Below are 23,801 nucleotides of genomic sequence, written 5' to 3' on the forward strand. Positions count from 1 at the left end.
TCAGACCGTCGAGCGGACGCGTGCGCGGGCGTTGCGGCGCTTCAGCGCGCGACGCTCGTCCTCGGAGAGGCCGCCCCAGACACCGTGGTCCTGACCGGCCTCGAGCGCCCACTGGAGACACTGCTCGCGGACGTCGCAGCGACGGCAGACGGCCTTGGCCTCCTCGATCTGCAGGATGGCCGGGCCGGTGTTCCCGATCGGGAAGAACAGCTCCGGGTCCTCGTCGAGGCATGCAGAACGATGGCGCCAATCCATGGCCGGGGGATCCCTACTTCCTACAAATGTCTGGGTGGCACGGTCAGTGCCTCAGCGTCGCACGGGCGTGTTTGTGAGCGCCTCCGAGTGCGACTGCCAAGGATTCCAATTATTGGAGCGTTAAACAAGGGCTGACGAGCGTGGGATTCCTCACCGCGACGAGGTGGCTCGTAGGCTTGCGCAGTGCCACGCCCGCTCTCTGTGACTGTAGCCGCTGCCCTCGTCGGACTCCAGGGAGTCGCCCTCGCCGTCTGGGGCGTGCTCGTCCTGGTCGACGTCTCGGCGATGTCGGTCAGCACCGCGATCTTCTTCCTCGCCTATGCCGCCGCGCTCGGCATCTGCACCTACGGCCTGCTCCGGCTCGAGTCCTGGTCGCGGGCCCCGATCGTGCTGACCCAGCTGATCACCCTCGGCCTGGCCTGGGACTACCGCAGCACCAACACGCCCGTCTCGATCGGACTCCTGGTGGTCGCCCTGCTCACTCTCGGCTGCGTCCTGAACCCCGCCAGCCTGGAGGCGCTCTCGACCGAGGAGCACGCCGGGGAGTAGCGCTGCGCTCCCGGCGTGCTCGCGTGCGGCTCTAGTCCTGGTCGAGCGCGCTGCGCAGGTGCGCGAGGGTCCGGTTGAGCAGCCGGGAGACGTGCATCTGGGAGATGCCGACCTCCTCGGCGATCTGCGACTGGGTCATGTTGCGGAAGAACCGCAGCATCAGGATGGTCTTCTCCCGGTTGTCCAGCGCGTCCAGCAGCGGCCGGATCGACTCGCGGATCTCGACGTTCTCGAGCTGCTCGTCCTCGGCGCCGAGCGCATCGAGCATCGTCGAGGTGCCGTCGGCGCCGTCCCCGGCGTCGAGCGAGAGGGTGGCGTACGCACTCGCGGACTCCAGCGCCTCGACGATCTCCTCGACGGTGCAGCCGAGGTGCTCGGCCAGCTCGCGCGGCGTGGGGGAGCGTCCCAACAGTTGGGTGAGATGCGCGCTGGCGGTGCCGATCTGTAGGCGCAGCTCCTGCAGGCGGCGCGGCACCCGGATCGCCCAGCCCTTGTCGCGGAAGTGCCGCTTGATCTCGCCGATCACCGTCGGTGTCGCATAGGTGGAGAACTCGACGCCGCGCGCCGTGTCGAACCGGTCGACCGCCTTGAGCAGGCCGATCGTGCCGACCTGGACGAGGTCCTCGTGCGGCTCGCCGCGGTTGCGGAACCGGCGCGCGCAGTGCTCGACCAGGGGCAGGTTGAGGCTCACCAGGTGGTCGCGGGCGAAGCGCCGCTCGCTGTCGCTGCTGTCGGCGGCCTGCAGGATGGAGAAGAGCGCGGCGTTGCGATGTCGGCTCTCCTCGATCGCCGCGCTGCGTGGGACGTTCGCGGCGCCGTCGCCCCGAGACGGATGGGTGGACATGTCAGGCGCCGACGTCGAGCGGCAGCGCCGTCAGCACCAGGGTCAGTGCCACGACGCCGTCGACGTGCTCGATCGCGGTCTCGGTGGCCAGCGTGTTGAGCACCTGCCAGCCGAAGTCCTCCTCCGGGGTCAGCACCGGCTGGTCGGCATCCGCCGAGACGCGAACGGTGATCGTGCCGGCACCGAGCCAGAACTCCGCCGTCAGGTCGGCTCCGTCGCTGGCGGCGGTGAGCACGATCGCGCACGCCTCGCCGACGGCCATGCGGAGGTCCTCGATGTCGTCGAGGGTGAAATCGAGACGGGCCGCGAGACCCGCGCTCGCGGTGCGGAGCACCGCGACGTAGGCCGAGTCGGCGGGGAGGCGCAGCTCCACGTGAGCGCGGCCGGTGGCCCCGAATGCTGTCGACATGGGCGTCATCCTTCCCCACGGGCGGCGTGGATACACCGAACTTGCTTCGAAATGCGCGGATGCCCCGGCCGTTGGCCGGGGCATCCGCATGGCTCTCGAGGAGAGAAGGCGATCAGGCCTTCTTGGTCTCCCAGAAGATCTCCGCGATCTCGTCGATCTTGGCGAGCAGCTGGTCGGCGACGGCGGCGTCCAGCGTGCCCTTGGTGCCGGAGGCGCCCGCGAGCTTGGTGGCCTCGTTGAAGAGGGTGTGGAGCTGCGGGTACTTCTCGAAGTGCGGCGCCTTGAAGTAGTCGGTCCACAGCACCCACAGGTGGTGCTTGACCAGCTCGGAGCGCTGCTCCTTGATGATCACCGCGCGGGTGCGGAAGTCGGGGTCGGTGCTGTCGTTGGCCTTGGCGATGACAGCCTTGATCGACTCGGCCTCGATGCGGGCCTGGGCGGGGTCGTAGACGCCGCACGGCAGGTCGCAGTGAGCCGAGACCTCAAGCGTGGGGGCGAACAGTCGCGCGAACATGCTGGTCCTCTCGTCGTCGAACGGATGCGTTCCGGCTGCGACACTACTCGCGTGTCGCAGCGCTCACTACGGGTACCCCTCTCCGGCCTGGGACTAGCCCGCGTCTCGGGAGAATCGATGCTTCCCACGCTGCGCCCCGGCGACCGGCTGCTGGTGGCCTACCGGCGCGCACCCGCCGCCGGCGGCCTGGCGGTCGCGCGGTTCGCCGACGGGACGGTCGCGGTGAAGCGGGCCGTCGAGGAGCGCGAGACCCGTACGGGCGAGGCGGGCTGGTGGCTGCTCAGCGACAACCCGGAGCAGGGCGTTGACTCCCGCCACCGCGGTGCCGTCCCCGCGACCGACGTGATCGCCGTACCGCTCGCGCGGATCTGGCCGCGGCCGCGGCGCCTCTAGCACGGATGCCGGCCGCCGAGATGTGATCCAGGCCATGAAAGGGGGTCCTCGGCAGATCCGTCGGGCCGTGCCAGACTGGCCGGATTCCCGGAGACGACCTCTCCAGGTGTCCTCCAGTCCCGCGCCTCACCCCTCTGCGCGCCGCCCCGCCCTGAGCCACGAGAAGTTGCGCTGCCATGACTGACACGACCCCTACCACCGGCCACCCCACCGGCCATCCCTTCGCCGGGGACCCCGTCTTCGACCTCCACGTCGGAGGCAAGATGGCGATCGCCGCCTCCGCCTCCGTCAGCGACCGCGAGTCGCTCTCCAAGGCGTACACGCCCGGCGTCGCGCGCGTCTGCACCGCGATCGCCGAGAACCCCGAGCTCAAGGAGCTCTACACGTGGGTGCCGAACACGGTCGCCGTCGTCACCGACGGCACCGCGGTGCTCGGCCTCGGTGACATCGGCCCGGCCGCCGCGATGCCCGTGATGGAGGGCAAGGCGGTGCTGTTCAAGGAGTTCGGCGGCGTCGACTCCATCCCGATCTGCTTGGACACGACCGACGTCGAGGAGATCATCGAGACCGTCGTACGGATGGCGCCCAGCTTCGGCGGCATCAACCTCGAGGACATCTCGGCACCCCGCTGCTTCGAGATCGAGGACCGGCTCAAGGAGCGCCTCGACATCCCGGTCTTCCACGACGACCAGCACGGCACCGCCGTGGTCACGCTGGCCGCGCTGATGAACGCGCTCAAGCTGACCGGCCGCAACCCCGAGTCGACCCGCGTGGTGATCTCCGGTGCCGGCGCCGCAGGCGTCGCCGTCGCCAAGATCCTGCTCGAGTACGGCATCAAGGACCTCGCCGTCCTGGACCGCAAGGGCGTCCTCAACGGCGTGCGCGACGACCTCACCGAGTCGAAGCGGGCACTCGCCGCGCTCACCGCCGACCAGACCGGGCGTACGGGCTCGCTCGCCGACGTGATGGCCGGCGCCGACGTCTACGTCGGCGTCTCGGGCGGCACCGTGCCGGAGGAGCTCGTCGCCACCATGGCGAAGGACGCGATCATCTTCGCGATGGCCAACCCGGACCCGGAGATCCACCCCGACGTCGCGCACAAGTACGCGCGCGTGGTGGCCACCGGCCGCTCGGACGTCCCGAACCAGATCAACAACGTGCTGGCGTTCCCGGGCATCTTCCGCGGCACCTTCGACGTGCGCGGCAGCGCGATCACCGAGGGCATGAAGCTCGCCGCGGCCGAGGCGCTGGCCGCGCTGGTCGGCGACGAGCTGGCCGAGGGCTACATCATCCCGGCGCCGTTCGACCCGCGCGTCGGCCCGGCGGTCGCCGCCGCCGTCGGCGAGGCTGCGCGTCGCGACGGCGTCGCCCGCGCCTGACGGGGCCCTCCACGTTAGGTTGGATCGCATGTTCGCTGTCTATGCCGACAAGATCAGTCGTGAGGACCCGCTCGGCGGGCTGGTGATCGGGGAGCGCCCCGACCCGGTCGCGCCGGACGGCTGGACCACCGTCACGGTGAAGGCCGCGAGCCTCAACCACCACGACCTGTGGTCGCTCAAGGGTCAGGGCCTCCCGGCCGAGCGGCTGCCGATGATCCTGGGCTGCGACGCGGCCGGCCTCGACGAGGACGGGCGCCCGGTCGTGGTGCACGCGGTGATCAGCGACCCGTCGTGGGTCGGCGACGAGACCCTCGACCCGAAGCGCTCGCTGCTCTCCGAGCGGCACCAGGGCACCTTCGCCGACCGGGTGATCGTGCCGCGCAGCAACGTGGTCGCGCTCCCGGAGGGCTACTCCTTCGAGGAGGCCGCGTGCCTGCCGACGGCGTGGCTGACCGCGTACCGGATGCTCTTCACCCAGGGCGGCTGCAAGCCCGGCCAGACCGTGCTGGTGCAGGGCGCCGGCGGCGGCGTCGCCACCGCGCTGATCACGCTCGGCCGGGCCGCGGGGCTCAAGGTCTGGGCGACCTCGCGCGACGAGGCCAAGCGGGCGCGCGCCCTCGAGATCGGCGCGCACGAGGTCTTCGCCTCCGGCGAGCGGCTGCCGGCCAAGGTCGACGCGGTGATGGAGACCGTCGGCAAGGCGACCTGGGAGCACTCCATCCGCTCGCTCAAGCCGGGCGGTGCGCTGGTGGTCAGCGGCACCACGTCGGGCCCCGATCTCGACAACGCGATGCTCACCCACATCTTCTTCCTGCAGCTGCGGATCATCGGCTCCACCATGGGCACCCGCGGCGAGCTCTCCTCGCTGGTCGCGCTGCTCGACGCCACCGGCCACAAGCCGCTCATCGACCGGGTGCTGGCGATGGATCAGGCCCGTGAGGGCTTCGAGGCGATCGCCAGCGGCGACGTCTTCGGGAAGATCGTCCTGACCCGATGAGCCCCTCGACAGGCTCGGGGACCGTCTCGAGGCACCTGATCACCGGCGCCGGCTCCGGGATCGGCCGGGTCGTCGCCGAACGCCTGCTCGCGCGCGGCGACGAGGTCTGGGCGGTCGTACGCGCCCCGGGCCGCGCGCCCGCCGGCTGTGAGGAGGTCGTGGTCGACCTCTCCGACCCGGTCGCGATCGCGAGGCTGGCCCGCTGGCCCGAGTCGTTCGACAGTGTCGTGCACGCCGCCGGCGTGGTCGAGCTGGGCCGGGTCGAGGAGCTGACCGCTTCGGCCTGGCACGCCCAGCTCAACGTCAACCTGATCGCCCCGGCGCTGCTCACCCGCGCGGTGCTGCCGCAGCTGCGCGAGGCTCGCGGCACGGCGATCTTCGTCAACTCCGGCTCGGGCCTGCGCGCCAACCCGGAGTGGGCGGGCTACGCCGCCTCGAAGTTCGGCCTGCGCGCACTCGCCGACGCGCTGCGCGGCGAGGAGCCGCTGCTCCGGGTGACCTCGGTCTTCCCCGGCCGTACGGCCACGCCGATGCAGCAGAAGGTGCACCACCAGGAGGGCAAGGCCTACGACGCCACCCGCTGGATCCGGGCCGAGACGGTCGCCGACGCCATCGTCGGGGTGATCGACCTGCCGCGGGATGCGACGGTGCCGGAGATCAGCGTCCGGCCGAGCGCCAGTTGATCGCGCCGACCAGGACCATCCGCAGGCGCACCCGGATCACCTCGGCGACGGCGGCCTCGCGCGCCTGAGGCGCCGAGACCAGCTCCTCGGCGCAGGCCACCATCAGCGAGACGATGAGGCCGGACAGCGCGGCCAGGTCGGCGGTGGAGAAGGCGCCGGTCTCCGGGAGCCGCGCCAGGTCGGTGGCGAGCTCGTGCTCGCACAGCGCGATCTCGTGCCGGATGGCGCTGCGGACGGCGGCCGGCCCGGCGAGCCGCTCCCGGGCGATGAAGCCGAAGTGCGCGCGCTGGGCGTGCACGTGCTCGGTGAGGATCCGGACCGAGGAGTCGGCGATCCCGACCACGCTCTCGTGGGCGTCGGGCTGGCGGACCGCACGCAGCATCGCGCGCAGGGAGACGAAGGACTCGTCGACCAGGGCCAGGCCGAGGGCGTCGAGGGAGTCGAAGTGCCGGTAGAAGGCGGTCGGCACGACCCCGGCCTCCTTGGCCACGCTGCGCAGCGAGAGCGTCGCCAGGCCCGACTCCTCGGTGAGCTCCAGCGCGGCGTCGAGGATGGCGCGGCGGGTGCGCTCCTTCTGCTCGGCGCGGGACTCGGTCACGGTGGAACTCTAGCCAGTACCCGCCAGAGTCAGTGCACGCCTGTGCACTGAAGTGGCATGAGTCACGCCTCGAACAGTTGCGCCGGCATCGCGCGAGGGGGGATGGTTTCAGTGTACGCATGTACACCGAAACGAAAGGAAGTGCGATGAGCCTGGCCAGCACGCTGCTCCGCTCCCGAGCCGTCGCCGCCCTGACCTCGCCCCACGGTGTCGACCGCTACCTGGAGATCGTCAACCCGATGTGGACCGCGCACGAGGTGCGCGCCCGTCTGGTCGAGGTCCAGCGCGAGGTCGACGTACCGGGCGAGCCGCCGGTCGCGACCCTCACCTTCCAGCCCACCAGCACCTGGGGCGGTCATCGCCCGGGCCAGTACGTCCAGCTCTCCGTGGACCTGCCCGGCGCCCGCCGCCTGACCCGCTGCTTCACCCTGTCGAGCCACAGCTCGCGCCCGGGGGAGCGGTTCACCATCACGATGCGCGCCAACCCCGACGGGGAGGTGTCGCGCTACCTCGTCGAGCAGGCCCGGGTCGGCCAGGTCGTCCACCTCTCCCAGGCCGCGGGCGACTTCGTGCTGCCCGATCGGGTGCCCGACCACGTCCTGTTCATCACCGGCGGATCCGGCATCACTCCGGCGATGTCGATGCTGCGCAGCCTGCTCCTGCGCACCCACCGCGGCCGGATCACGTTCCTGCACTACGCCCGCTCCACCGAGCACCAGATCTTCCGCGAGGAGCTCGAGGAGATCCGGACGGCCGGCTATGGCATCGACATCCACCTGATCTACCCCGAGCAGGGTGGGCGCAACGTCTCCGCACTCGAGCTGGAGCGGCTCGTCCCGGGCTTCCGCGACGTCGACACCTGGCTCTGCGGGCCGCCCGGCCTGGTCGAGGCGGTCCGGACGGCGTACGAGGTCTCGACAGGCTCGACCACCGACTCGACAGGCTCGACCGCCGGCTCGAAGCTGCGGGTGGAGTACTTCAAGCCCCCGCGGGCGAGCGGCGTCGCCGGAGGAAGACTCTCCTTCGACCGTACGGGCGCCTGTGCCGACAACGACGGCGCCAGCATCCTGGAGCAGGCCGAGGCCGCCGGGCTCACGCCCGCCTACGGCTGCCGGATGGGCATCTGCTTCAGCTGCGTCGCCACCAAGACCGAGGGGACGGTCCGCAACGTGCTGACCGGCGAGTCCTCGTCCCTGCCCGATGAAGAGATCCGGATCTGCGTGAGCTCGCCCGAGGGCGACTGCTCCGTCGACCTGTGACCCGACCCAGCGATCCGCTGAAGGAGACCGACATGTCCCACCAGATCACCCTCACCCCCGAGCAGCTCGAGGAGTTCGGCGCCGAGATGGACGCCATCCGGCGCCGTGTCGTGGCCGACCTCGGCGAGGCCGATGCGGCGTACCTGCGCAAGGTCGTGAAGTACCAGCGCGGCTTCGAGGTCGCCGGCCGCGCCCTGTTCTACCTGCCCGTCATCGGCTGGTTGCCCGCCGTCGCTGCCCTCTCCGTGTCGAAGATCCTCGACAACATGGAGATCGGCCACAACGTCATGCACGGCCAGTACGACTGGATGGGCGACCCGGCCCTCAACTCCCGGATGTTCGACTGGGACAACGTGTGCCCGGCCGATCAGTGGAAGCACTCGCACAACTACATGCACCACACCTTCACCAACATCGTCGGCAAGGACCGCGATGTGGGCTACGGCATCCTCCGGATGGACGAGGACCAGAAGTGGAATCCCTACTACCTGGGCAACCCGCTGTACGCGTTCCTGCTGATGACGTTCTTCGAGTGGGGCGTCATGCTGCACGACCTCGAGGTCGAGGAGATCGTCGCGGGCCGCCGCACCTGGGCGGAGACCAAGAGGCTGCGCGGCGGCATGCTGCGCAAGGCGAAGAAGCAGGTCATCAAGGACTACCTGCTCTTCCCGCTGCTCACCGGCCCGCTCTTCCCGCTCACCATCGCGGGCAACGCGACGGCGAACCTGATCCGCAACATCTGGGCCTTCAACATCATCTTCTGCGGCCACTTCCCGACCGGCGTCGCGACCTTCTCGGTCGAGGAGACCGAGGACGAGACCCGTGGGCAGTGGTACTACCGCCAGCTGCTCGGCTCGGCCAACATCAGCGGCAGCGAGCTGCTGCACGTGATGAGCGGCAACCTGTCGCACCAGATCGAGCACCACCTGTTCCCGGACATCCCGGCGCGCCGCTACCCGGAGATCGCGCAGGACGTACGCGCGATCTGCGATAAGTACGACCTGCCGTACAACACCGGCCCGCTGCACAAGCAGCTCGGCAGCGTCTTCGCCAAGATCGTCCGGCTCGCCCTGCCGGGGCGGCGCAAGGCGGCCGTGCCGGCGACGTCCGCCGAGCAGACGGCGCTGGCGGCCTGACCGCACGGTCATGGAGACTGATGTCGTGACGAACCCACGCCTGAGCAAGCTCGAGATCCGCAAGGACGTCCTGCAGAGCGCTGTCGAGTCGGTGGCGTCCACGGTGGGCGAGGTGACCGGCATCGTCACCGGTGCGGTCAAGGACGTGGCCGCCTCGGTCGGCGGGCTGGCCACCGAGTTGTTCGAGCTGCGCGACTCCGCGCGGCGGGCGGCCGAGGACGCGGACCAGGACTGACCCAGGACTGACCCGAGATTGCAGCCAGGACCGCCGAGTTTGCACCTACAGGTGCAAACTCGGCGGTCCTGGCTGCAGATTCGGCGTCAGTCCTCGGGGTCGTCGAGGCGGGCCAGCCAGGTGGCGAACCGCTCGATGGGGGTCTCGAACTCCGGGTAGGTGTCGACGAACGCCTGGAGCTGCTCGGCCAACCAGGCCAGGGTGACCTCGTCGTCACCCCGCCTGGTGATGAGCTCCTCGATGCCGCGATCGGTGAAGTACATCGCCGCGTCGCCGTCGGCTCAGACGCCGAACGCCTGGTCGAGCAGCTCCTGCTGCTCGGCGAGATGACGCTTCGAGGTGCCGACGGCGGTGGTGGTCGAGGCCGAGCGCGAGACGACCTCGACCGGTACGCCGAGCTCGGGCGCGACGTTCAGTGCGAATGTCGGCCACGGACCCTGGTTGAAGGGCTCGTCCTGGACCCACTTGACCCGCTTGAGGTTGGGGTAGGAGGCGATCTCCGCCTTGAGCTCCTCGATCGGCCACGGGTAGAGCTGCTCGGTGCGCGCGATCGCGACCTTCTCCTCGAGGCCGCGCTTGGCGCGGTCCACGACGATGTCCCAGGTCAGCCGGCCCGAGACCATCAACAGGGTCTCGACCTGCGACTTGTCGGCCATGTCGTCGCCGATCACCGGGCGGAACGTGCCGCTGGTGAAGTCCTCCGGCTGCGAGGCCGCCTCCTTGCGCCGCAGCATCGACTTCGGGGTGAAGATGATGAGCGGGCGGTGGTCCTCGGAGTGCGCGTGGGTGCGCAGCAGGTGGAAGTGCGAGGCCGGGCTCGACGGCTGCGCGATCTGGATCGCGTCGTCGGCCGCCATCTGCAGGAAGCGCTCGATCCGGGCCGAGGAGTGGTCCGGGCCCTGGCCCTCGTACCCGTGCGGCAGGAGGAGCACGACGCCGGAGTCCTGCTGCCACTTGGTGCGGCCGGAGGTGATGTACTCGTCGATCACCGACTGGGCGCCGTTGACGAAGTCACCGAACTGCGCCTCCCACAGGACGAGGGCGTCCGGGCGGGCGACGGAGTAGCCGTACTCGAATCCGAGGGCGGCGTACTCGCTCAGCAGCGAGTCGTAGACGTAGAACTTCGCCTGCTCCTCGGTGAGGTTGGACAGCGGCGTCCACTCGTCGGCGTTGGTGCGGTCGATCATGGTGGCGAAGCGCTGCGAGAACGTGCCGCGCCGCGAGTCCTGGCCGGCGAGGCGGACCGGGCGGCCCTCCATCAGCAGTGAGCCGAAGGCGAGCAGCTCGCCGGTGGCCCAGTCGATGCCGCCCTGGGTGATCTGCTTGGCGCGACGCTCCAGCTGGGGCATCACCTTCGGGTGGACGGTGAAGCCGACCGGCGGCGTGACGTAGGCGTCGGCGACCCGCTTGAGGACCTCGTCGCTGACCAGCGAGGCGGTGGCGCCGGCGGCCTTGGCGGGGTACTGCGGGACGGTCTGCCAACCGCGATCGGGCTGCGCGTCGGCCTCGCGGACCGAGGTGAAGACCCGCTCGAGCTTGGCCTGGTAGTCGGCCAGGACCTGCTCGGCCTCCTCCACGGTGATGTCGCCACGACCGATGAGGGCCTCGGTGTAGAGCTTGCGCACCGAGCGCTTCTTCTCGATCAGGTCGTACATCAGCGGCTGGGTGAACGACGGGTCGTCGCCCTCGTTGTGGCCGCGGCGGCGGTAGCAGATCAGGTCGACCACGACGTCCTTGTTGAACGCCTGGCGGTACTCGAACGCGAGCCGGGCGACGCGTACGCACGCCTCCGGGTCGTCGCCGTTGACGTGGAAGATCGGCGCCTGGACCATCCGCGCCACGTCGGTGGCGTAGAGGGTCGAGCGGGAGCTGCTCGGGCTGGTGGTGAAGCCGACCTGGTTGTTGATGATCACGTGCACGGTGCCGCCGGTGCGGTAGCCGCGCAGCTGCGACAGGTTGAGCGTCTCGGCCACGACACCCTGGCCGGCGAAGGCCGCGTCACCGTGGACGAGCAGCGGGAGCACCGAGAAGTCGCCCTTGTCGAGGACGTCCTGCTTGGCGCGGGCGATGCCCTCCAGCACGGGGTCGACGACCTCGAGGTGGGAGGGGTTGGCCGCGACGGTGACCTTGATCTTCTCGCCGGTGCCGGCGACCAGCTCGCCCTCGGCGCCGAGGTGGTACTTCACGTCGCCGGAGCCCTGGACGGTGCGCGGGTCGATGTTGCCCTCGAACTCGCGGAAGATCTGCGAGTACTCCTTGCCGACGATGTTGGCCAGCACGTTGAGGCGACCGCGGTGCGCCATGCCGATCGCGACCTCGTCGAGGCCGGCCTGGGCGGCCGCCTCACAGATCTCGTCGATCACCGGGATGGCGGTCTCGCCACCCTCGAGGGAGAAGCGCTTCTGGCCGACGAACTTCGTCTGCAGGAAGGTCTCGAACGCCTCGGCGTTGTTGAGCTTCTCCAGGATGCGGAGCTGCTCGTCGCGCGGCGTCTTGTCGTACGGGCGCTCGACGCGCTCCTGGATCCAGGCGCGCTGCTCCGGGTCCTGGATGTGCATGTACTCGATGCCGGTCGTGCGGACGTAGGAGTCGCGCAGCACGCCGAGGATGTCGCGCAGCTTCATGAACGGCTTGCGGCCCGCGGCGAAGGAGCCGACCGGGAACTCGCGCTCGAGGTCCCACAGTGTGAGGCCGTGGTTCTCGATCTCGAGGTCGGGGTGGGTGCGCTGCTTGTACTCGAGCGGGTCGGTGTCGGCCATCATGTGACCGCGCACCCGGAAGGCGTGGATCATCTCGCCGACGCGGACCTGCTTGGAGACCTGGTCGTCGTGGCTGGTCGCGATGTCCTGGTTCCACCGGATCGGCGCGTACGGGATGCGCAGCGAGCGGTAGATCTCGTCGTAGAAGCCGTCGCCGCCCATCAGGAGCCTGGCGACGGTGGCGAGGAACTCGCCCGACTGCGCGCCCTGGATGACCCGGTGGTCGTAGGTGGACGTCATCGTCATGATCTTGCTGACGCCGTTGGCGGCGATGGTGCTCTCCGAGGCGCCCATCCACTCCGGCGGGTACTCCATCGAGCCGACGCCGATGATGGCGGCCTGCCCGGCCATGAGGCGCGGGACGGAGTGGCTGGTGCCCAGGCCGCCGACGTTGGTCAGGCTGACCGTGGTTCCGGAGTAGTCGGCCATGGACAGCTTGTTGTCCTTGGCCTTCTTGACGATGGCCTCGTACGCGGCCCAGAACTCCGCGAAGTCCATCGCCTCGCAGCCCTTGATGGACGGGGCGACGAGCTGGCGGCTGCCGTCGGGCTTCTGCTGGTCGATCGCGAGACCGAGGTTGATGTGCGGCTGGCCGACGAGGTTCGGCTTGCCGTCACGCTCCTCGTACGTGTTGTTCATGGCCGGCTGCGTCTTGATCGCCTTGATGATCGCGTAGCCGATGAGGTGGGTGAACGACACCTTGCCGCCGCGGGCGCGGCGCAGGTGGTTGTTGATCACGGTGCGGGAGTCCCACAGCAGCTTGACCGGGATGTTGCGCACGGAGGTCGCGGTCGGGACCGACAGCGAGATGTCCATGTTCTTCGCCGTCGCCGCGGGGATGCCCTTGAGGACGGTGTACGTCGGCTCGTCGGTGGAGGACGTGTCGGCCGGCGCGACCGGGGCGATCGGGTTCTCCTTGGGGAGCGGGGTGGTGGTGTCCTTCGCCGGCTCGGCGGCCTGGCCGGTCGCAGGACGGGGGGTCGCGACCGGCGTCACGCCGGTGGACGGGGTGCCGTTGGCCGACGGGGTGGCATCGGGGGCCTTGACCGGCTCGGGGGCGAGCCCGGCCTTCGGGGCGGCGGGAGCGGCGGCAGCCTTCGGGGCCTCGGCGGCCTTCGGGGCAGCGGCGGCCGGCGTGTCGGTCGTCGGCGCGCCGTTCGTCTCGAAGAACTTCACCCACACGGGATCCACGCTCGCGGGATCCTTCGTGAACTGGTCGTACATCTCCTCCACGAGCCACTCGTTGGCGCCGAACTCGGCGGGGACGTCGGAGGTGCTGTGGGACGGGTTGCCTGAGGACACGGGCTGGGTCGCCTCTTCCGGATGAGCGCGTTTTTGGACTGGACTTCCGGTGGACAAGGCTAGCCCCCCGGTGGCCGCGAACCGATGGTTGGGTCAGAACTTCGGCCGTAGTGTTGCCGACACCACAGATCGACGGATCACTGGGTGGAATTAGGCGACCGGGTTGGCAACCTTGCGCGTGCCGTCGGAGCAGCTGGGGTAGATCGAGCGCGGGATGTCGGCCGCGACCAGGTCGTCGCACGCCGCGGTGCCCTCGCCCTTCAGCACGACCGACCAGTCGCCGCCGCCGTCGGAGCCCCAGACCTCCCACCAGCCCGGGTTGCCCGCGTACTGCGGACAGGTCGGGGTCAGGTCGCCCCAGCTCGCCTCGACGTACGCGCGGGTCGGAGTGGTGCGCTTGACCCGGACCTGGGCGATGCCCTGGCAGCCCAGCTCGTCCTGGAACTGGTCGTGCCACATCTGGGTCAGCTGGGTCTTGGCGAAGCCGACCAGGCCGGCCGGGGCCTCGGGGAGAGCCTCTTCGGAGACCGGGAGCTGGAGCAGGCTGGTCTTGTCGCTGTAGCGGGTCGCGGCCACCGAGGTCGCCGGGGCGCTCGACGCGGGCTCGGGGCTCTCGCTGGGCGTCGTCCCGGGCGTCGTCTCGGGCGTCACCTCCGGCGTCGCGGCGGCGCTGGTCGCGGGCGTGTGCGTCCGGTGGTGGGTCGGGCTCGACGCAGGGGTGGCGTCGGAGTCGGACGGGAGCAGCCCGCAGCCGGCCAGGACGCTGACGCCGGCGGCGACGCCGACCAGGGTGGTGACGGTGCGAGCGATGTGACGTACGGGACGCATGGGGTCAAGCATGACAGGTCCCGGGCCGCATTCAGGTGAGGTCAGGTCAGGTCGGGCAGGCGCAGGTCGAGGTTCGGCTGCTGGATGCCCCCGTCGACCTCGAGCAGCTTGCCGGTGACGAACCGGCCCGCGGGCGAGGCGAGGTAGAGGATGGCCGCGGCGACGTCCTCGGCCTCGCCGATCCTGCCCAGCGGTGTCGCGGTCTCCATCTCCTGCCTGGTGTCCGGGTTGCTCGCGACGTACTCCAGTGCGCTGGTCATCACCGAGCCGACGGCGATGGCGTTGACCCGGATCCGGGGCGCGAGGTCGGTGGCCGCCAGTCGCGACCAGTGCGCCAGGGCCGCCTTCGCGGTGCCGTAGGCGAGATAGCCGCGCGCCGCCGTACGACCGACCATCGAGCTGATCGAGACGATCGACTTCTCGCCCCCGGGGCCCTTCAGCATCAGGGGCACGGCGGCGGCGCTGAGGGCGTGGGCCGTCGCCACGTTGAAGTGGAACGCGTCCTCCAGGTAGGCGACGTCGGTGTCGAGGAACGCGTTGGGGATGGTGCCGCCGACGTTGTTGACCACGACGTCGAGGCGACCGAACGCGTCATAGGCGTGCTCGGCGAGGGCGGCGGCGGCAGCGGTGTCGTCGAGGTTGGCCGGTACCCGCAGCGCGCGGCGGCCGGCCGCCTCGATCCGGGCGGCCACCTCGTCGAGCTGGGCGGCCGTGCGCGCCGAGATGACGACGTCGGCCCCGGCCTCGGCGAGGGCGAGCGCGGTGGCCGCGCCGATGCCGCGGCCCGCGCCGGTGACGATCGCGACATGGTCGGTGAGGCGGAAGCGGTCGAGGATGCTCATGCGCCGGATCCGGCCGGGATCGGCGTGGCGGCCGCGACCAGCCCGCGGCCGGTGACCAGCGGCAGGTCGAGCGGCGAGAGCAGCCCGGGACGCCCGGCCACGACGGCGGGGACCGCGTTGATCAGCCGCTGGGCGGTGACGATCATGCCGGAGACGTTGTGGTCACCGTGCTCGCCGTGGTGGCTGAGCTCGAGCGACATCCGCGGCTCACCGGTGATCTCGACCCGGTAGCAGCCGTCGCCCGCGAGCGGGACCGGCCAGTCGGGCTCGAGGTCGGGCGCCGTGCGGGTGACGTGCTCGAGGACGATCCGGGGAACGCCGTCGACCGTGCCGATGACCCGGAAGCGGACCGAGGCCATCGTCCCGGTGGCGATGTCGACCGATGCGGTGGTGATGTCACGCGGCGCCGGGCGGCGCTCGACCTTCTCCGTCAGTGGCTCGTCGAGCGTGACACCGAGCCCTTCGGCGAGGAGCCGGACGACCGGGCCCCACGCCATCGAGAGCACGCCGGGCTCCCACAGCATCGGGTGGGCGTCGAGCGGCTCGCCGAAGCCGAAGATGTCGCGCATCACCACCGGCTGGCAGTAGGTGGAGTAGTCGGCGATCTCGCTGACCCGCAGCGTGTCGATCCGCCGGGACAGGCTGCTCAGCACCAGCGGCAGCACGTCGTTGGCGAAGCCGGGGTCGATGCCGTTGACGTGCAGGCTCGCCCCGCCCGTACGGCCGGCGGCGTCGATCTCCTCGACCATCGCCTCCGGCAGGGTGCCCCGCGGGTGGACCAGCACGACCGGGCCAGACGAGACGACGTTGACGCCCGCCCGCAGGAACGACGTCAGGTCCTCGATCGCCTCGAAGACCCGGTCGTCGGTCATCGCGGCGTGCACGATGCAGTCCGGCTGCAGCGCGAGCACCGCGGCCCGGTCGGTGGTCGCCGCGACACCGAGATCGCGGCTGAGCCCGGCCAGCCGGCCCGCGTCGATGCCGTCCTTGTCCGGAGTGGAGGTCCAGACCGCGACCAGCTCGAGGTCGGGGTGGGCGTCGATGCCCGCGATGGCGTGCCGCCCGACCGTGCCCGTCGACCAGACCGCGACCCGGAGCGGGCGCGCTGGGATCACCTGCGTCATGGCCGAACGTTAGAACAGGTTCTACCTCCTGGGAAGAGGCCGGTCTCCGCGCCGTCTCGCAGCCGGTAGGGTCGCCGACCGATGACTCCTGTTCTGCGCGATGCCTGGCGGCTCGCCGTCGGCACCCTGACGGCCGTGCCCGTCCGCCCACCCGCCGTCGTCGACCGGCGCCGCGCGGGCCTGGCGATGGTGCTGGCGCCGATCGCCGTGGTCCCGCTCGGGCTGCTCGTCGCCGTCGTGGTCAACGGCACGCACCGATGGGGGCTGCCGCCGCTGGTCGGTGCGCTGTTGGCGATCGGAGCTCTCGTGCTCGCCAACCGTGCCTTCCACGTCGACGGCCTGGCAGACACCGTCGACGGCCTCGCGGCGTCCTATGACCGCGAGCGCGCGCTCGCGGTGATGAAGACCGGGACGTCCGGCCCTGCCGGGGTGGTCGCCATCGTCGTGGTGATCGCGCTGCAGGCCGCCGGGCTCGCCGGGCTGATGTCCGGCCCCGATCCCGTGGCGCGGGCCGTGCTCGCCGGGCTGCTGGTCTGCGTCTCGCGGGCGGCCCTCGTGCTCTGCTGCGCACGAGGCGTGCCCTCGGCGCGACCGGGCGGGCTCGGCGACACGTACACCCAGACGGTGCCGGTGGCGCTCGCGGCCGCGATCTGGGCGGTTCTCGCGCTCGCGCTGGCCTGGCTCGTGCCCCTCGTCGAGATCGACTGGTGGCGCGGCCCGCTCGCCGTGGCCCTGGCCGCCGGGGTGGTCCTGGTGCTCATCGGGCGGACGACGCGCCGACTCGGGGGAGTGACCGGCGACGTCTTCGGCGCCGGCGTCGAGCTCGCGCTCGCGACCCTGTTCGTCACGCTGTCCTGATCCGGACGTCATACGCTGCGTGCCCCGCCACGGTGGCGGACGGATGACGTCCCGCTAGAGCTTGAGCACCCGGCCCGCGATCACGAGGTGCACCTCGTCACAGGCCACGGCCAACTCCTGGTTCACCAGGCCCAGCAGGTCGCGGAAGAGCCGCCCGGAGCGGTGCGACGGCACCACGCCGAGGCCGACCTCGTTGGTGACCAGCACGGTGTCGGCCGTACGGGCGACGAGCGTCGTGCGCGTCGCGGCGACCTGGGCACGGACGAGCCCGGTCACCTCCGCGAGCGGCGCCTCCCACAGCTCGTGCTGGTCCAGGACCGCGGTCAGCCAGGTGCCGAGGCAGTCGATCAGCACCGGACCATCGCTCGCCAGGCCGGCCGCGAGGTCGTGGGTCTCCAGCGTCGTCCAGGACGCCGGCCGGGCCGCGCGGTGGGTGGCGATCCGCTCGGCCCAGTCGCGGTCCTGCTCGGTGTCGACGGTCGGCCCCGGCGCCACGTAGGTGACGGCACCCGCGGACGCGAGCAGGCGCTCGGCGTGCCGGGACTTGCCGGACCGGACACCGCCGGTCACGAGCACCCTCACGCGCCCAGCTTCCAGGTGTGCAGCAGGCGGCAGTCGTCGTTGGCCCACCACTGCAGGTCGAGCCGATCGAGCCGTACGGCCACCGGAAGCGTCTCGCCCAGCCGCTGGCTGACGGTGTGCGGGGTGATGTGCGGCGTGGTCTGGTCGAGGGTCAGGTGTGGTGTCGGCTCCGGGTAGACGCCGCCGTACGGCGGATGCTCGGGGAACACCTCCCACAGCCGCGCCGTCAGGTCGCGGATCGGGTCCTCGGGCACCGGGCGCAGGTGGATCAGCCCGTCGGGGAACGCGTGCACCGCGCCCAGCGTGACGTCGAAGGGCTCGACCTCCTCGACGACCTCGGCGACCCGGTCCAGGTCCGTCGCGGTCGGCGCCGTCACCCACGGTCCGAGGACCGTGATGTGGGCGTGCACGAACCCCGGATCGGCGGAGACGAAGGAGGCGTCGTAGTGCTCGGTGCGCTCCCGCACCCACGCATCCAGCTCCGGCACCGGGAACGCGATCACCGTGTGGCCAGTCATCCGAGACTCCTCTCTGACCGCGTGGACGCTACCAGCCCGGCCCTGGCCGGAGCGTGGCTCGAACCGGGGTGCGGACCGCTTCCACCTGGGGCCAAGGTCCCAAAACCCTTGTCAACTGCCTGGTGATGGCCGACCCTACGGGTGCAACGACGCGTGACGTCCTTGCGATCGGGGAGGGTGGAGACGCGTGGCGGGTACGGCGGGGCGGCTCGGCGCACGCCTGCGAGGGTGGGCCGGGGAGCAGGCGGTCCGCGACCGCGCCTTCAAGACACTGGCTGCCGGCACGGACGTGCTTCTCAAGGCGCGCGACGAGGCCGACCTGATGGCGACGATGTGCGCGACGGTCGTGAACGCGGGCGGCTACCGCTCCGCCTGGTACGGCCGTCCCGGCAGCGACGCCGAGGGGACGGTCAGCGTGGTCGCCGCCGCCGGCGCCGCGATGTCCTACCTCGACGGCATCCGGATCACCGTCGCCGACGGCCCCTACGGCTGCGGGCCCACCGGGGTGTGCCTGCGCACCGGCTCGATGCACGTCCAGCCCGACCTCCAGTCCGCGGCGGCCACCACGCCGTGGCACGACCGGGCGGTCGCCTCCGAGATGAAGTCGGCGATCTCGCTGCCCATCTACTGCGAGGGTGAGCTCGACGGCGCTCTGACCGTCTACGGCCGCGAGCGCGACGAGTTCGACGCCAGCGCCTGCGAGCTGCTCAGCCGGCTCGCCGAGCAGTTCGGGTACGGCCTCGGGCGGCTGCGCGACCAGCTCCGCTTCCGGATGCTGGCCGAGAACGCCACCGACGTCGTCTACCAGTCCGACGCCGACGGCCGGGTCACCTGGATCTCGCCCTCGATCACCGGCGTGCTCGGCTACGGGCCGGCCGAGCTGCTCGGCACCGCCGGGCACCTGCTCGTCCACCCCGAGGACCAGCCGACCCTCGGTGCCGCCCTGCGTCGCGCCGCGCACGCGGGCGAGCTGGCGCCGGTGCGCTACCGGCACGCGGACGGCTCCTATCGCTGGATGGATCCGCGGGTGACGGTGACACCCGGCACCGGCTCCATCCCGGGCGGCGCGATCATCGGGCTGCGCGACATCACCGCCGAGCACGAGGCCCGCGAGGAGCTCGCCTACCGCGCCTTCCACGATCAGCTCACCGGGATGCGCAACCGGGCCTCGATCGTGGCGATCCTGGAGCGTGCCATCGAGCGCCCGCGCGACGACGGCCGTACGGTGGCCGCGCTCTTCATCGACCTCGACCACTTCAAGGTGGTCAACGACTCGCTCGGGCACGGAGCCGGCGACGTGGTCCTCGCCCGGGTCGCGGAGCGGCTGGCCGCGGCCCTGGGCGCCCACGAGCACGTCGGGCGCTTCGGCGGGGACGAGTTCGTCGTGGTGATGCCGGCGGTGGCCGACCGCGCCGAGGTCCGGCGGACGGCGGAGTGGATCCAGTCGGCGCTGGCGCCCGATCTGGTGGTGGGCGAGCAGAGCATCGCCTCGTCGGCCTCCATCGGCATCGCGCTCGCCGGACCCGACTCCACCGCGCAGAGCCTGCTGCGCGACGCGGACGCCGCCCTCTTCGAGGCCAAGGCCTCGGGCCGCAACCGCTGGCACTTCTTCGACGACGAGCTGCGTGCCCGCGCCCTGGAGCGGATGACGCTCGAGGCCGAGATCCGCGAGGGCGTGCGGCGCGGCGAGTTCGTCGCCTACTACCAGCCGATCGTCGACCTGCGCGACGGCCACGTGATCGCCCACGAGGCACTGGTGCGCTGGCACCACCCGGTGCGCGGGGTGGTCGGGCCGGTCGAGTTCATCGGCGTTGCCGAGGCGAGCGGGCTGATCGGCGAGATCGGGCAGCAGGTGCAGGACCAGGTGCTCGCCCTGCTGGCCGTCTCCGAGGTGCCCGGCTACATCAGCATCAACGTCTCGCCGGTGCAGCTGCGCCAGGCGGGCTGGGCGACGGCGCTCGTCGAGGCCATCGAACAGCGTGGCATCGACCCGCGCCGCATCGCGATCGAGGTCACCGAGACCGCCGTCCTCGACATCGCCGCGGACGTGGTCGAGGACCTGCACCGGCTCCGGGCGGACGGCATCTCGATCCTGCTCGACGACTTCGGCACCGGGTTCTCCTCGATCTCGGTGCTGCGCGACCTGCCGGTCAGCGGCCTCAAGCTCGATCGCTCGTTCGTCGCCGAGGTGCGCGGCGCCCGCGACACCGCGACCGTGCTGGTCCAGGCGATCGGCAGCCTCGCCGCGAGCCTGCACCTCTCGTCCGTCGCCGAGGGCATCGAGACCGAGGCCCAGCGCGAGGTCCTCCTGGAGCAGGGTTGGCTCGTCGGGCAGGGCTATCTCTTCGGGCGCCCCGCACCCCAGCCGAGACTGGATCAGGTCGTCCGGGCCTGACCCCGTACGGCCTGCCGGACCCGTCGCGGGAACGACCCGATCCGGCGGGCGAGCCCGTCGTGCTGCGGCAGGCACACCAGCACGATCCCGCCGGCCAGCCAGCCCCCGACCACGTCGGTGACCCAGTGCGTGCTGAGCAGGATGGTCGCCAGGCCGACGCTGACCGAGACCCAGGCGGTCAGGATGATCAGCTCGCGCCGGAAGCGGCGCGCGGTCAGGGCGAGCACGCCGAACAGGACGACCGCGTTGGCGACGTGTCCCGAGGGGAAGATGTCGCCGCCGGCGAGGATGTCGTGCACGTTGCGGGTGACCAGCGGACCCCAGCGACCGGTGGCGAGCTTGACCGCGCCGACCAGCAGGTTGTTCCCGAGCTCGGCCAGCACGAACAGGATGAGCGCGTCGGGAGTGCGCCGCACGATCCAGAGGCCGACGAAGTAGACGGCAGCGATCTTCACCGTCGGTCCGCGCTGCCCGAGCAGGACGTAGTGCCGCAGGAGGCTGCGCTCCTCGCGGAAGTACGTGTCCGCCAGGGATCGGCCGTCGTGGTCGAGCCCGCCGAACGGCCACCCCGCCATCACCGCCCAGGTCAGCGCGGCGAACGCGATCGTCAGAGTCGCGAGCAGCAGCAGCCGGTTGCCGTCGATCCAGGGCCGCCGCGGCAGGACCGTCGACTCGTGGAGCAGGGGGTGCGCGGGAGCCGCGCGAGGTGTGAGCGTGGCGGACATCGGACTCCCTCGTCCCCGGCGGCGGTGAGCGCGGTTCAGCCTACGAGGGCGCCAAAGCCTCGGTGTCGCCTCGCCGATCAGTTGTGCGCGTTCGGCCCCCGGAGGGTCCGTCGGGGCGGCATAGTGTCGCGTGGCGGTCGGCCACGGATCTGGCGAAGGTACGGGTCATCGCCGCCGATGAACTTCGCGATCCTGGTCGGGGCCGCACTCGTGGGAACGGGTAGGGCCGCTGCGACGGATCATCCGAGCCGCCGACCGATCAGGAGCCTCCTGGATGCCGACACCGTCCGCCCGCGTACTCGCGGCGCGTGAGTGGGCCTACCACCTGGTCATCCTGGTGATAGGCGTCGTCGTCGTCGCGCTGGTGGCGGCCCACCTCGTCCAGGACGGTCTGGAGCACCACTGGTTCCCGGCGGCGGTGCTTCTCGGCGCGCCGCTGATCGCCATCATCGCGCGGTTCCCGATGGTGCTGGACAGCGGCTCCGGCTACATCGAGGTCGGCTTCGACTCCTGCATCCTGATGTTCCTGCTGTGCGTGCTCGACAGCTCCGAGGCGCTCGTCGTGTGGGCGATCGGCGTGGTGCTGACCCAGACGCTCTCCGGGCATCGCGTCGTGGCGCGGATATTCAACGTCGGGGTCGGGATCATCGGCGGTGGGCTCGCCGCCGCGGTGTATGACGCGGTCAACGCCGGTGCGAGCATCGAGTCGCCGCGCGGCCTGCTCGGCGTCACCCTCGCGGCCGCCTGCTACTTCGTCACCGACTATGTGCTCTCCGCGCTCTCGCTGACGATCTCCTCGCGCGCCCCGATGCGGACCACGCTCGCCCAGCCCGGCACGCTGCTGGCGATCGCGTGCTTCGTCCCGCTGGACTCGCTCGGCTACCTCGGCGCCGTCGTCGCGCTCGCCGCCCCGTGGTGGACGCTGACACTGCTCGGCGTACCGCTCGTGACGCTCCTGATCGCGACCCGGGCGGTGACCCGCGGACGGGAGAACGCCCGGCGACTGACGGTGCTGTTCGGTGCGGCGGTCCATGCCCAGACGCTGGTGGATCGCCCGTCCGTCGCCGAGGCGCTGCGCCACGACGCCGCCGAGCTGCTGCGCCTGGAGAAGGTGCAGCTGCGCGCCACCGCCCCGGAGAGCGGTGAGATCGGCGTCCAGGTGCAGCTGGGACATGAGTCCCCCTGGCTGGTGGCCCGCGCCTCCCACCGGGCGCGCGCCACCATCGCCGACGACGAGCAGGCGCTGCGCGCCCTGGCCGCCGTCGCCTCGGACGCGATCGCGCGCCTGGAGCTGACCGACGGAATGGTGCACGTCGCGCGGCACGACCCGCTCACCGACCTGCCGAACCGCGGCATCCTGCTCGACCGGGTCACCCAGGCGCTGGCCAGCGCGCGCGAGCGGCGTACCGACATCGCGCTGCTCTTCCTCGACCTCGACGGCTTCAAACCGGTCAACGACCGCTTCGGCCACACGATCGGCGACATGGTGCTCGTCGAGATCGCCGGCCGGTTGCGTGACTGCGTGCGCGACACCGACATGGTCGCCCGCCTCGGCGGTGACGAGTTCGCGATCCTGATCGAGGACGCCGACCCCGACCAGATGCCGGCGCTCTGCCACCGGGTCCTCGCCGCGGTCGAGGCCGGCGCCGTGATCGGCGGTCAGCAGGTCCGCCTCGGCGTCAGCGTGGGCATCGCGTACGGCCGAGGCCACGACTCGGCCGCGAGCCTGCTGCGCGATGCGGACCTGGCGATGTACGAGGCCAAGGCCGGCGGCAAGGGCAGGTACGTCGAGTACCAGCCGGCGATGGGGCGCGCCCGGATCGACCGGCTCGAGCTCATCGACGATCTGCGCGCCGCGGTCGAGGCCCACCAGATCGAGGTCGTCTACCAGCCCATCGTCGAGGCCGACACCGGCCGCATCGCTGGCGCCGAGGCGCTCGCCCGGTGGTCCCGAGCAGGCACTCCCGTCCCGCCGGACGTCTTCATCGGGCTGGCCGAGGAGACCGGGCTGATCGTCGCGCTCGGCGAGTCGGTGATGCGGCAGGTGAGCCGGGACGCCGCCGCGGTTCGTGCGGCCGGAGGCGAGGGACGCTCGCTGAGTGTGAACGTCTCCGCGGTGCAGCTGCGTACCCCCGGCTTCATCGACACCGTCGCCCGCGCCGTCGAGGAGACGGCGGGGGTCTTCCTGGTCCTCGAGATCACCGAGCGGCAGGGCGTCGACCTGACCGGCGAGGTGCTCGCGGTGATGCGCGCCGTCGGCGAGATGGGCGTGCGCTTCGCGATCGACGACTTCGGCGTCGGGTTCTCCTCGATCAGCTACCTGCACGGCCTGCCGGCGCGCGTGATCAAGGCGGACGCTGCACTCTCCGCGGACATCGACCGCGACGAGCGGGCCCGGGGCCTGCTGCGTTCGGTCCTGGAGATGTGCCGCACGCTCGGGTTCCGGGTGGTCGTCGAGGGCATCGAGCGCGAGTCCCAGCTGGCGATCGTGCGCGAGGACGCGCCCTACGCGCTGGTGCAGGGCTACCTGATCCACCGACCGATGCCGCTCGGCGACCTGCTCGGGGTGCTGGAGCAGAGCCAGCCGGCCGGGCAACCCCGCGGCTGAGCGCCCACG

24 protein-coding genes are annotated in these 23,801 nt (G+C 71.2%); 11 read left to right on the forward strand and 13 right to left on the reverse strand.

Translation table 11 applies throughout. The features are described 5' to 3' along the window. Nucleotides 1–255: a WhiB family transcriptional regulator gene (locus ACZ5L9_RS13010; RefSeq protein ID WP_225284082.1), complete on the reverse strand. Its 255-nt coding sequence runs from the start codon at nt 253–255 to the stop codon at nt 1–3. Nucleotides 256–456: 201 nt separating this feature from the next. On the opposite strand from ACZ5L9_RS13010, the gene ACZ5L9_RS13015 reads away from it, so the two are divergent. After that, nucleotides 457–804 (forward strand): hypothetical protein, encoded by a 348-nt coding sequence (locus ACZ5L9_RS13015; RefSeq protein ID WP_464528367.1) that lies wholly within the window; start codon nt 457–459, stop codon nt 802–804. Between the two features lie 31 nt (nt 805–835). On the opposite strand, the gene ACZ5L9_RS13020 is transcribed toward ACZ5L9_RS13015, so the two are convergent. The 3 genes from ACZ5L9_RS13020 to sodN all read right to left on the reverse strand — a co-directional run bounded on the left by ACZ5L9_RS13020 (nt 836) and on the right by sodN (nt 2,571). Then, nucleotides 836–1,648 (reverse strand): RNA polymerase sigma factor SigF, encoded by an 813-nt coding sequence (locus ACZ5L9_RS13020; RefSeq protein ID WP_464528369.1) that lies wholly within the window; start codon nt 1,646–1,648, stop codon nt 836–838. 1 nt (nt 1,649) lies between these two features. Next, nucleotides 1,650–2,057, reverse strand: a complete 408-nt coding sequence (locus ACZ5L9_RS13025) for an ATP-binding protein (protein WP_464528372.1) — start codon at nt 2,055–2,057, stop codon at nt 1,650–1,652. 112 nt (nt 2,058–2,169) lie between these two features. After that, a complete protein-coding gene (sodN, locus tag ACZ5L9_RS13030; RefSeq protein WP_464528375.1) occupies nt 2,170–2,571 on the reverse strand; it encodes a superoxide dismutase, Ni in 402 nt (133 codons plus the stop codon). 51 nt (nt 2,572–2,622) lie between these two features. On the opposite strand from sodN, the gene ACZ5L9_RS13035 reads away from it, so the two are divergent. From ACZ5L9_RS13035 to ACZ5L9_RS13050, 4 genes are all read left to right on the forward strand, one after another. Then, nucleotides 2,623–2,964 carry a S24 family peptidase gene (locus ACZ5L9_RS13035; protein ID WP_464528377.1) on the forward strand — a complete coding sequence of 114 codons (342 nt, stop codon included), beginning with the start codon at nt 2,623–2,625 and terminating at the stop codon, nt 2,962–2,964. Between the two features lie 176 nt (nt 2,965–3,140). Next, nucleotides 3,141–4,343 carry an NAD(P)-dependent malic enzyme gene (locus ACZ5L9_RS13040; protein ID WP_464528379.1) on the forward strand — a complete coding sequence of 401 codons (1,203 nt, stop codon included), beginning with the start codon at nt 3,141–3,143 and terminating at the stop codon, nt 4,341–4,343. 28 nt (nt 4,344–4,371) lie between these two features. Next, nucleotides 4,372–5,340, forward strand: coding sequence for a zinc-binding dehydrogenase (locus tag ACZ5L9_RS13045; RefSeq protein WP_464528381.1), 969 nt, complete (start codon nt 4,372–4,374; stop codon nt 5,338–5,340). Beyond that, a complete protein-coding gene (locus ACZ5L9_RS13050; protein ID WP_464528383.1) occupies nt 5,337–6,023 on the forward strand; it encodes an SDR family oxidoreductase in 687 nt (228 codons plus the stop codon). Before ACZ5L9_RS13045 ends, ACZ5L9_RS13050 begins: the two co-directional genes overlap by 4 nt. On the opposite strand, the gene ACZ5L9_RS13055 is transcribed toward ACZ5L9_RS13050, so the two are convergent. After that, complete coding sequence (locus ACZ5L9_RS13055; RefSeq protein WP_464528384.1) at nt 5,998–6,621, reverse strand: TetR family transcriptional regulator; 624 nt, start codon at nt 6,619–6,621, stop codon at nt 5,998–6,000. The two genes, ACZ5L9_RS13050 and ACZ5L9_RS13055, sit on opposite strands and share 26 nt — an antisense overlap. A 146-nt stretch (nt 6,622–6,767) precedes the next feature. Here ACZ5L9_RS13055 and ACZ5L9_RS13060 point away from each other — a divergent pair, with 146 nt between their 5' ends. From ACZ5L9_RS13060 to ACZ5L9_RS13070, 3 genes are read left to right on the forward strand one after another with little or no spacing between them, the layout of a single operon-like run. Next, entirely contained in the window at nt 6,768–7,880 is a 1,113-nt protein-coding gene (locus ACZ5L9_RS13060; protein ID WP_464528385.1) for a ferredoxin reductase, read from the forward strand. A 32-nt stretch (nt 7,881–7,912) separates the two neighbouring features. Beyond that, complete coding sequence (locus ACZ5L9_RS13065; RefSeq protein ID WP_464528387.1) at nt 7,913–9,016, forward strand: fatty acid desaturase family protein; 1,104 nt, start codon at nt 7,913–7,915, stop codon at nt 9,014–9,016. Between the two features lie 25 nt (nt 9,017–9,041). Next, the gene (locus ACZ5L9_RS13070) at nt 9,042–9,251 is read left to right on the forward strand and encodes a hypothetical protein (protein ID WP_464528388.1); all 210 of its coding nucleotides are present in this window, start codon (nt 9,042–9,044) and stop codon (nt 9,249–9,251) included. An 86-nt stretch (nt 9,252–9,337) separates the two neighbouring features. Here the strand turns inward: ACZ5L9_RS13070 and ACZ5L9_RS13075 are convergent, their stop codons facing one another. From ACZ5L9_RS13075 to ACZ5L9_RS13095, 5 genes are all read right to left on the reverse strand, one after another. Further along, complete coding sequence (locus ACZ5L9_RS13075; RefSeq protein ID WP_464528391.1) at nt 9,338–9,514, reverse strand: DUF6104 family protein; 177 nt, start codon at nt 9,512–9,514, stop codon at nt 9,338–9,340. Nucleotides 9,515–9,532: 18 nt separating this feature from the next. After that, nucleotides 9,533–13,312: a multifunctional oxoglutarate decarboxylase/oxoglutarate dehydrogenase thiamine pyrophosphate-binding subunit/dihydrolipoyllysine-residue succinyltransferase subunit gene (locus ACZ5L9_RS13080; RefSeq protein WP_464528393.1), complete on the reverse strand. Its 3,780-nt coding sequence runs from the start codon at nt 13,310–13,312 to the stop codon at nt 9,533–9,535. A 150-nt stretch (nt 13,313–13,462) separates the two neighbouring features. After that, nucleotides 13,463–14,140: a hypothetical protein gene (locus ACZ5L9_RS13085; RefSeq protein WP_464528395.1), complete on the reverse strand. Its 678-nt coding sequence runs from the start codon at nt 14,138–14,140 to the stop codon at nt 13,463–13,465. A 41-nt stretch (nt 14,141–14,181) separates the two neighbouring features. Further along, on the reverse strand, nt 14,182–14,982 hold the full coding sequence (locus ACZ5L9_RS13090) for an SDR family oxidoreductase (RefSeq protein WP_464528398.1): 801 nt from the start codon (nt 14,980–14,982) through the stop codon (nt 14,182–14,184). Further along, nucleotides 14,979–16,106: an NAD(P)H-dependent amine dehydrogenase family protein gene (locus ACZ5L9_RS13095; protein ID WP_464528400.1), complete on the reverse strand. Its 1,128-nt coding sequence runs from the start codon at nt 16,104–16,106 to the stop codon at nt 14,979–14,981. The genes ACZ5L9_RS13090 and ACZ5L9_RS13095 overlap by 4 nt, the downstream gene beginning before the upstream one ends. Nucleotides 16,107–16,187: 81 nt before the next feature. Here ACZ5L9_RS13095 and ACZ5L9_RS13100 point away from each other — a divergent pair, with 81 nt between their 5' ends. Continuing rightward, nucleotides 16,188–16,964 carry an adenosylcobinamide-GDP ribazoletransferase gene (locus ACZ5L9_RS13100; protein ID WP_464528401.1) on the forward strand — a complete coding sequence of 259 codons (777 nt, stop codon included), beginning with the start codon at nt 16,188–16,190 and terminating at the stop codon, nt 16,962–16,964. A gap of 54 nt (nt 16,965–17,018) precedes the next feature. Here ACZ5L9_RS13100 and ACZ5L9_RS13105 read toward each other — a convergent pair whose 3' ends face one another. Further along, nucleotides 17,019–17,546, reverse strand: a complete 528-nt coding sequence (locus ACZ5L9_RS13105) for a bifunctional adenosylcobinamide kinase/adenosylcobinamide-phosphate guanylyltransferase (protein ID WP_464528403.1) — start codon at nt 17,544–17,546, stop codon at nt 17,019–17,021. Continuing rightward, nucleotides 17,543–18,064 carry a 2'-5' RNA ligase family protein gene (locus tag ACZ5L9_RS13110; protein WP_464528405.1) on the reverse strand — a complete coding sequence of 174 codons (522 nt, stop codon included), beginning with the start codon at nt 18,062–18,064 and terminating at the stop codon, nt 17,543–17,545. The genes ACZ5L9_RS13105 and ACZ5L9_RS13110 overlap by 4 nt, the downstream gene beginning before the upstream one ends. A gap of 187 nt (nt 18,065–18,251) precedes the next feature. Between ACZ5L9_RS13110 and ACZ5L9_RS13115 the strand changes: the two genes are divergently transcribed. After that, nucleotides 18,252–20,459 (forward strand): bifunctional diguanylate cyclase/phosphodiesterase, encoded by a 2,208-nt coding sequence (locus ACZ5L9_RS13115; RefSeq protein ID WP_464528407.1) that lies wholly within the window; start codon nt 18,252–18,254, stop codon nt 20,457–20,459. On the opposite strand, the gene ACZ5L9_RS13120 is transcribed toward ACZ5L9_RS13115, so the two are convergent. Then, a complete protein-coding gene (locus ACZ5L9_RS13120) occupies nt 20,441–21,184 on the reverse strand; it encodes a phosphatase PAP2 family protein (RefSeq protein ID WP_464528409.1) in 744 nt (247 codons plus the stop codon). The genes ACZ5L9_RS13115 and ACZ5L9_RS13120 overlap by 19 nt on opposite strands. Before the next feature lie 274 nt (nt 21,185–21,458). On the opposite strand from ACZ5L9_RS13120, the gene ACZ5L9_RS13125 reads away from it, so the two are divergent. Next, on the forward strand, nt 21,459–23,792 hold the full coding sequence (locus ACZ5L9_RS13125; protein WP_464528410.1) for a putative bifunctional diguanylate cyclase/phosphodiesterase: 2,334 nt from the start codon (nt 21,459–21,461) through the stop codon (nt 23,790–23,792). Nucleotides 23,793–23,801 lie beyond the last annotated feature (9 nt).

The organism is Nocardioides sp. JCM 18998, assembly GCF_055391535.1.

Bases quoted from the DNA above. Each gene is read 5' to 3' on its own strand.
- ACZ5L9_RS13095 (WP_464528400.1), bottom strand. From the start codon at position 16,106: ATGACGCAGGTGATCCCAGCGCGCCCGCTCCGGGTCGCGGTCTGGTCG.
- ACZ5L9_RS13085 (WP_464528395.1), bottom strand. From the start codon at position 14,140: ATGCGTCCCGTACGTCACATCGCTCGCACCGTCACCACCCTGGTCGGC.
- ACZ5L9_RS13040 (WP_464528379.1), top strand. From the start codon at position 3,141: ATGACTGACACGACCCCTACCACCGGCCACCCCACCGGCCATCCCTTC.
- ACZ5L9_RS13110 (WP_464528405.1), bottom strand. From the start codon at position 18,064: ATGACTGGCCACACGGTGATCGCGTTCCCGGTGCCGGAGCTGGATGCG.
- ACZ5L9_RS13020 (WP_464528369.1), bottom strand. From the start codon at position 1,648: ATGTCCACCCATCCGTCTCGGGGCGACGGCGCCGCGAACGTCCCACGC.
- ACZ5L9_RS13120 (WP_464528409.1), bottom strand. From the start codon at position 21,184: ATGTCCGCCACGCTCACACCTCGCGCGGCTCCCGCGCACCCCCTGCTC.
- ACZ5L9_RS13050 (WP_464528383.1), top strand. From the start codon at position 5,337: ATGAGCCCCTCGACAGGCTCGGGGACCGTCTCGAGGCACCTGATCACC.
- ACZ5L9_RS13010 (WP_225284082.1), bottom strand. From the start codon at position 255: ATGGATTGGCGCCATCGTTCTGCATGCCTCGACGAGGACCCGGAGCTG.
- ACZ5L9_RS13065 (WP_464528387.1), top strand. From the start codon at position 7,913: ATGTCCCACCAGATCACCCTCACCCCCGAGCAGCTCGAGGAGTTCGGC.
- ACZ5L9_RS13075 (WP_464528391.1), bottom strand. From the start codon at position 9,514: ATGTACTTCACCGATCGCGGCATCGAGGAGCTCATCACCAGGCGGGGT.
- ACZ5L9_RS13100 (WP_464528401.1), top strand. From the start codon at position 16,188: ATGACTCCTGTTCTGCGCGATGCCTGGCGGCTCGCCGTCGGCACCCTG.
- ACZ5L9_RS13045 (WP_464528381.1), top strand. From the start codon at position 4,372: ATGTTCGCTGTCTATGCCGACAAGATCAGTCGTGAGGACCCGCTCGGC.
- sodN (WP_464528375.1), bottom strand. From the start codon at position 2,571: ATGTTCGCGCGACTGTTCGCCCCCACGCTTGAGGTCTCGGCTCACTGC.
- ACZ5L9_RS13025 (WP_464528372.1), bottom strand. From the start codon at position 2,057: ATGTCGACAGCATTCGGGGCCACCGGCCGCGCTCACGTGGAGCTGCGC.
- ACZ5L9_RS13090 (WP_464528398.1), bottom strand. From the start codon at position 14,982: ATGAGCATCCTCGACCGCTTCCGCCTCACCGACCATGTCGCGATCGTC.
- ACZ5L9_RS13125 (WP_464528410.1), top strand. From the start codon at position 21,459: ATGCCGACACCGTCCGCCCGCGTACTCGCGGCGCGTGAGTGGGCCTAC.
- ACZ5L9_RS13060 (WP_464528385.1), top strand. From the start codon at position 6,768: ATGAGCCTGGCCAGCACGCTGCTCCGCTCCCGAGCCGTCGCCGCCCTG.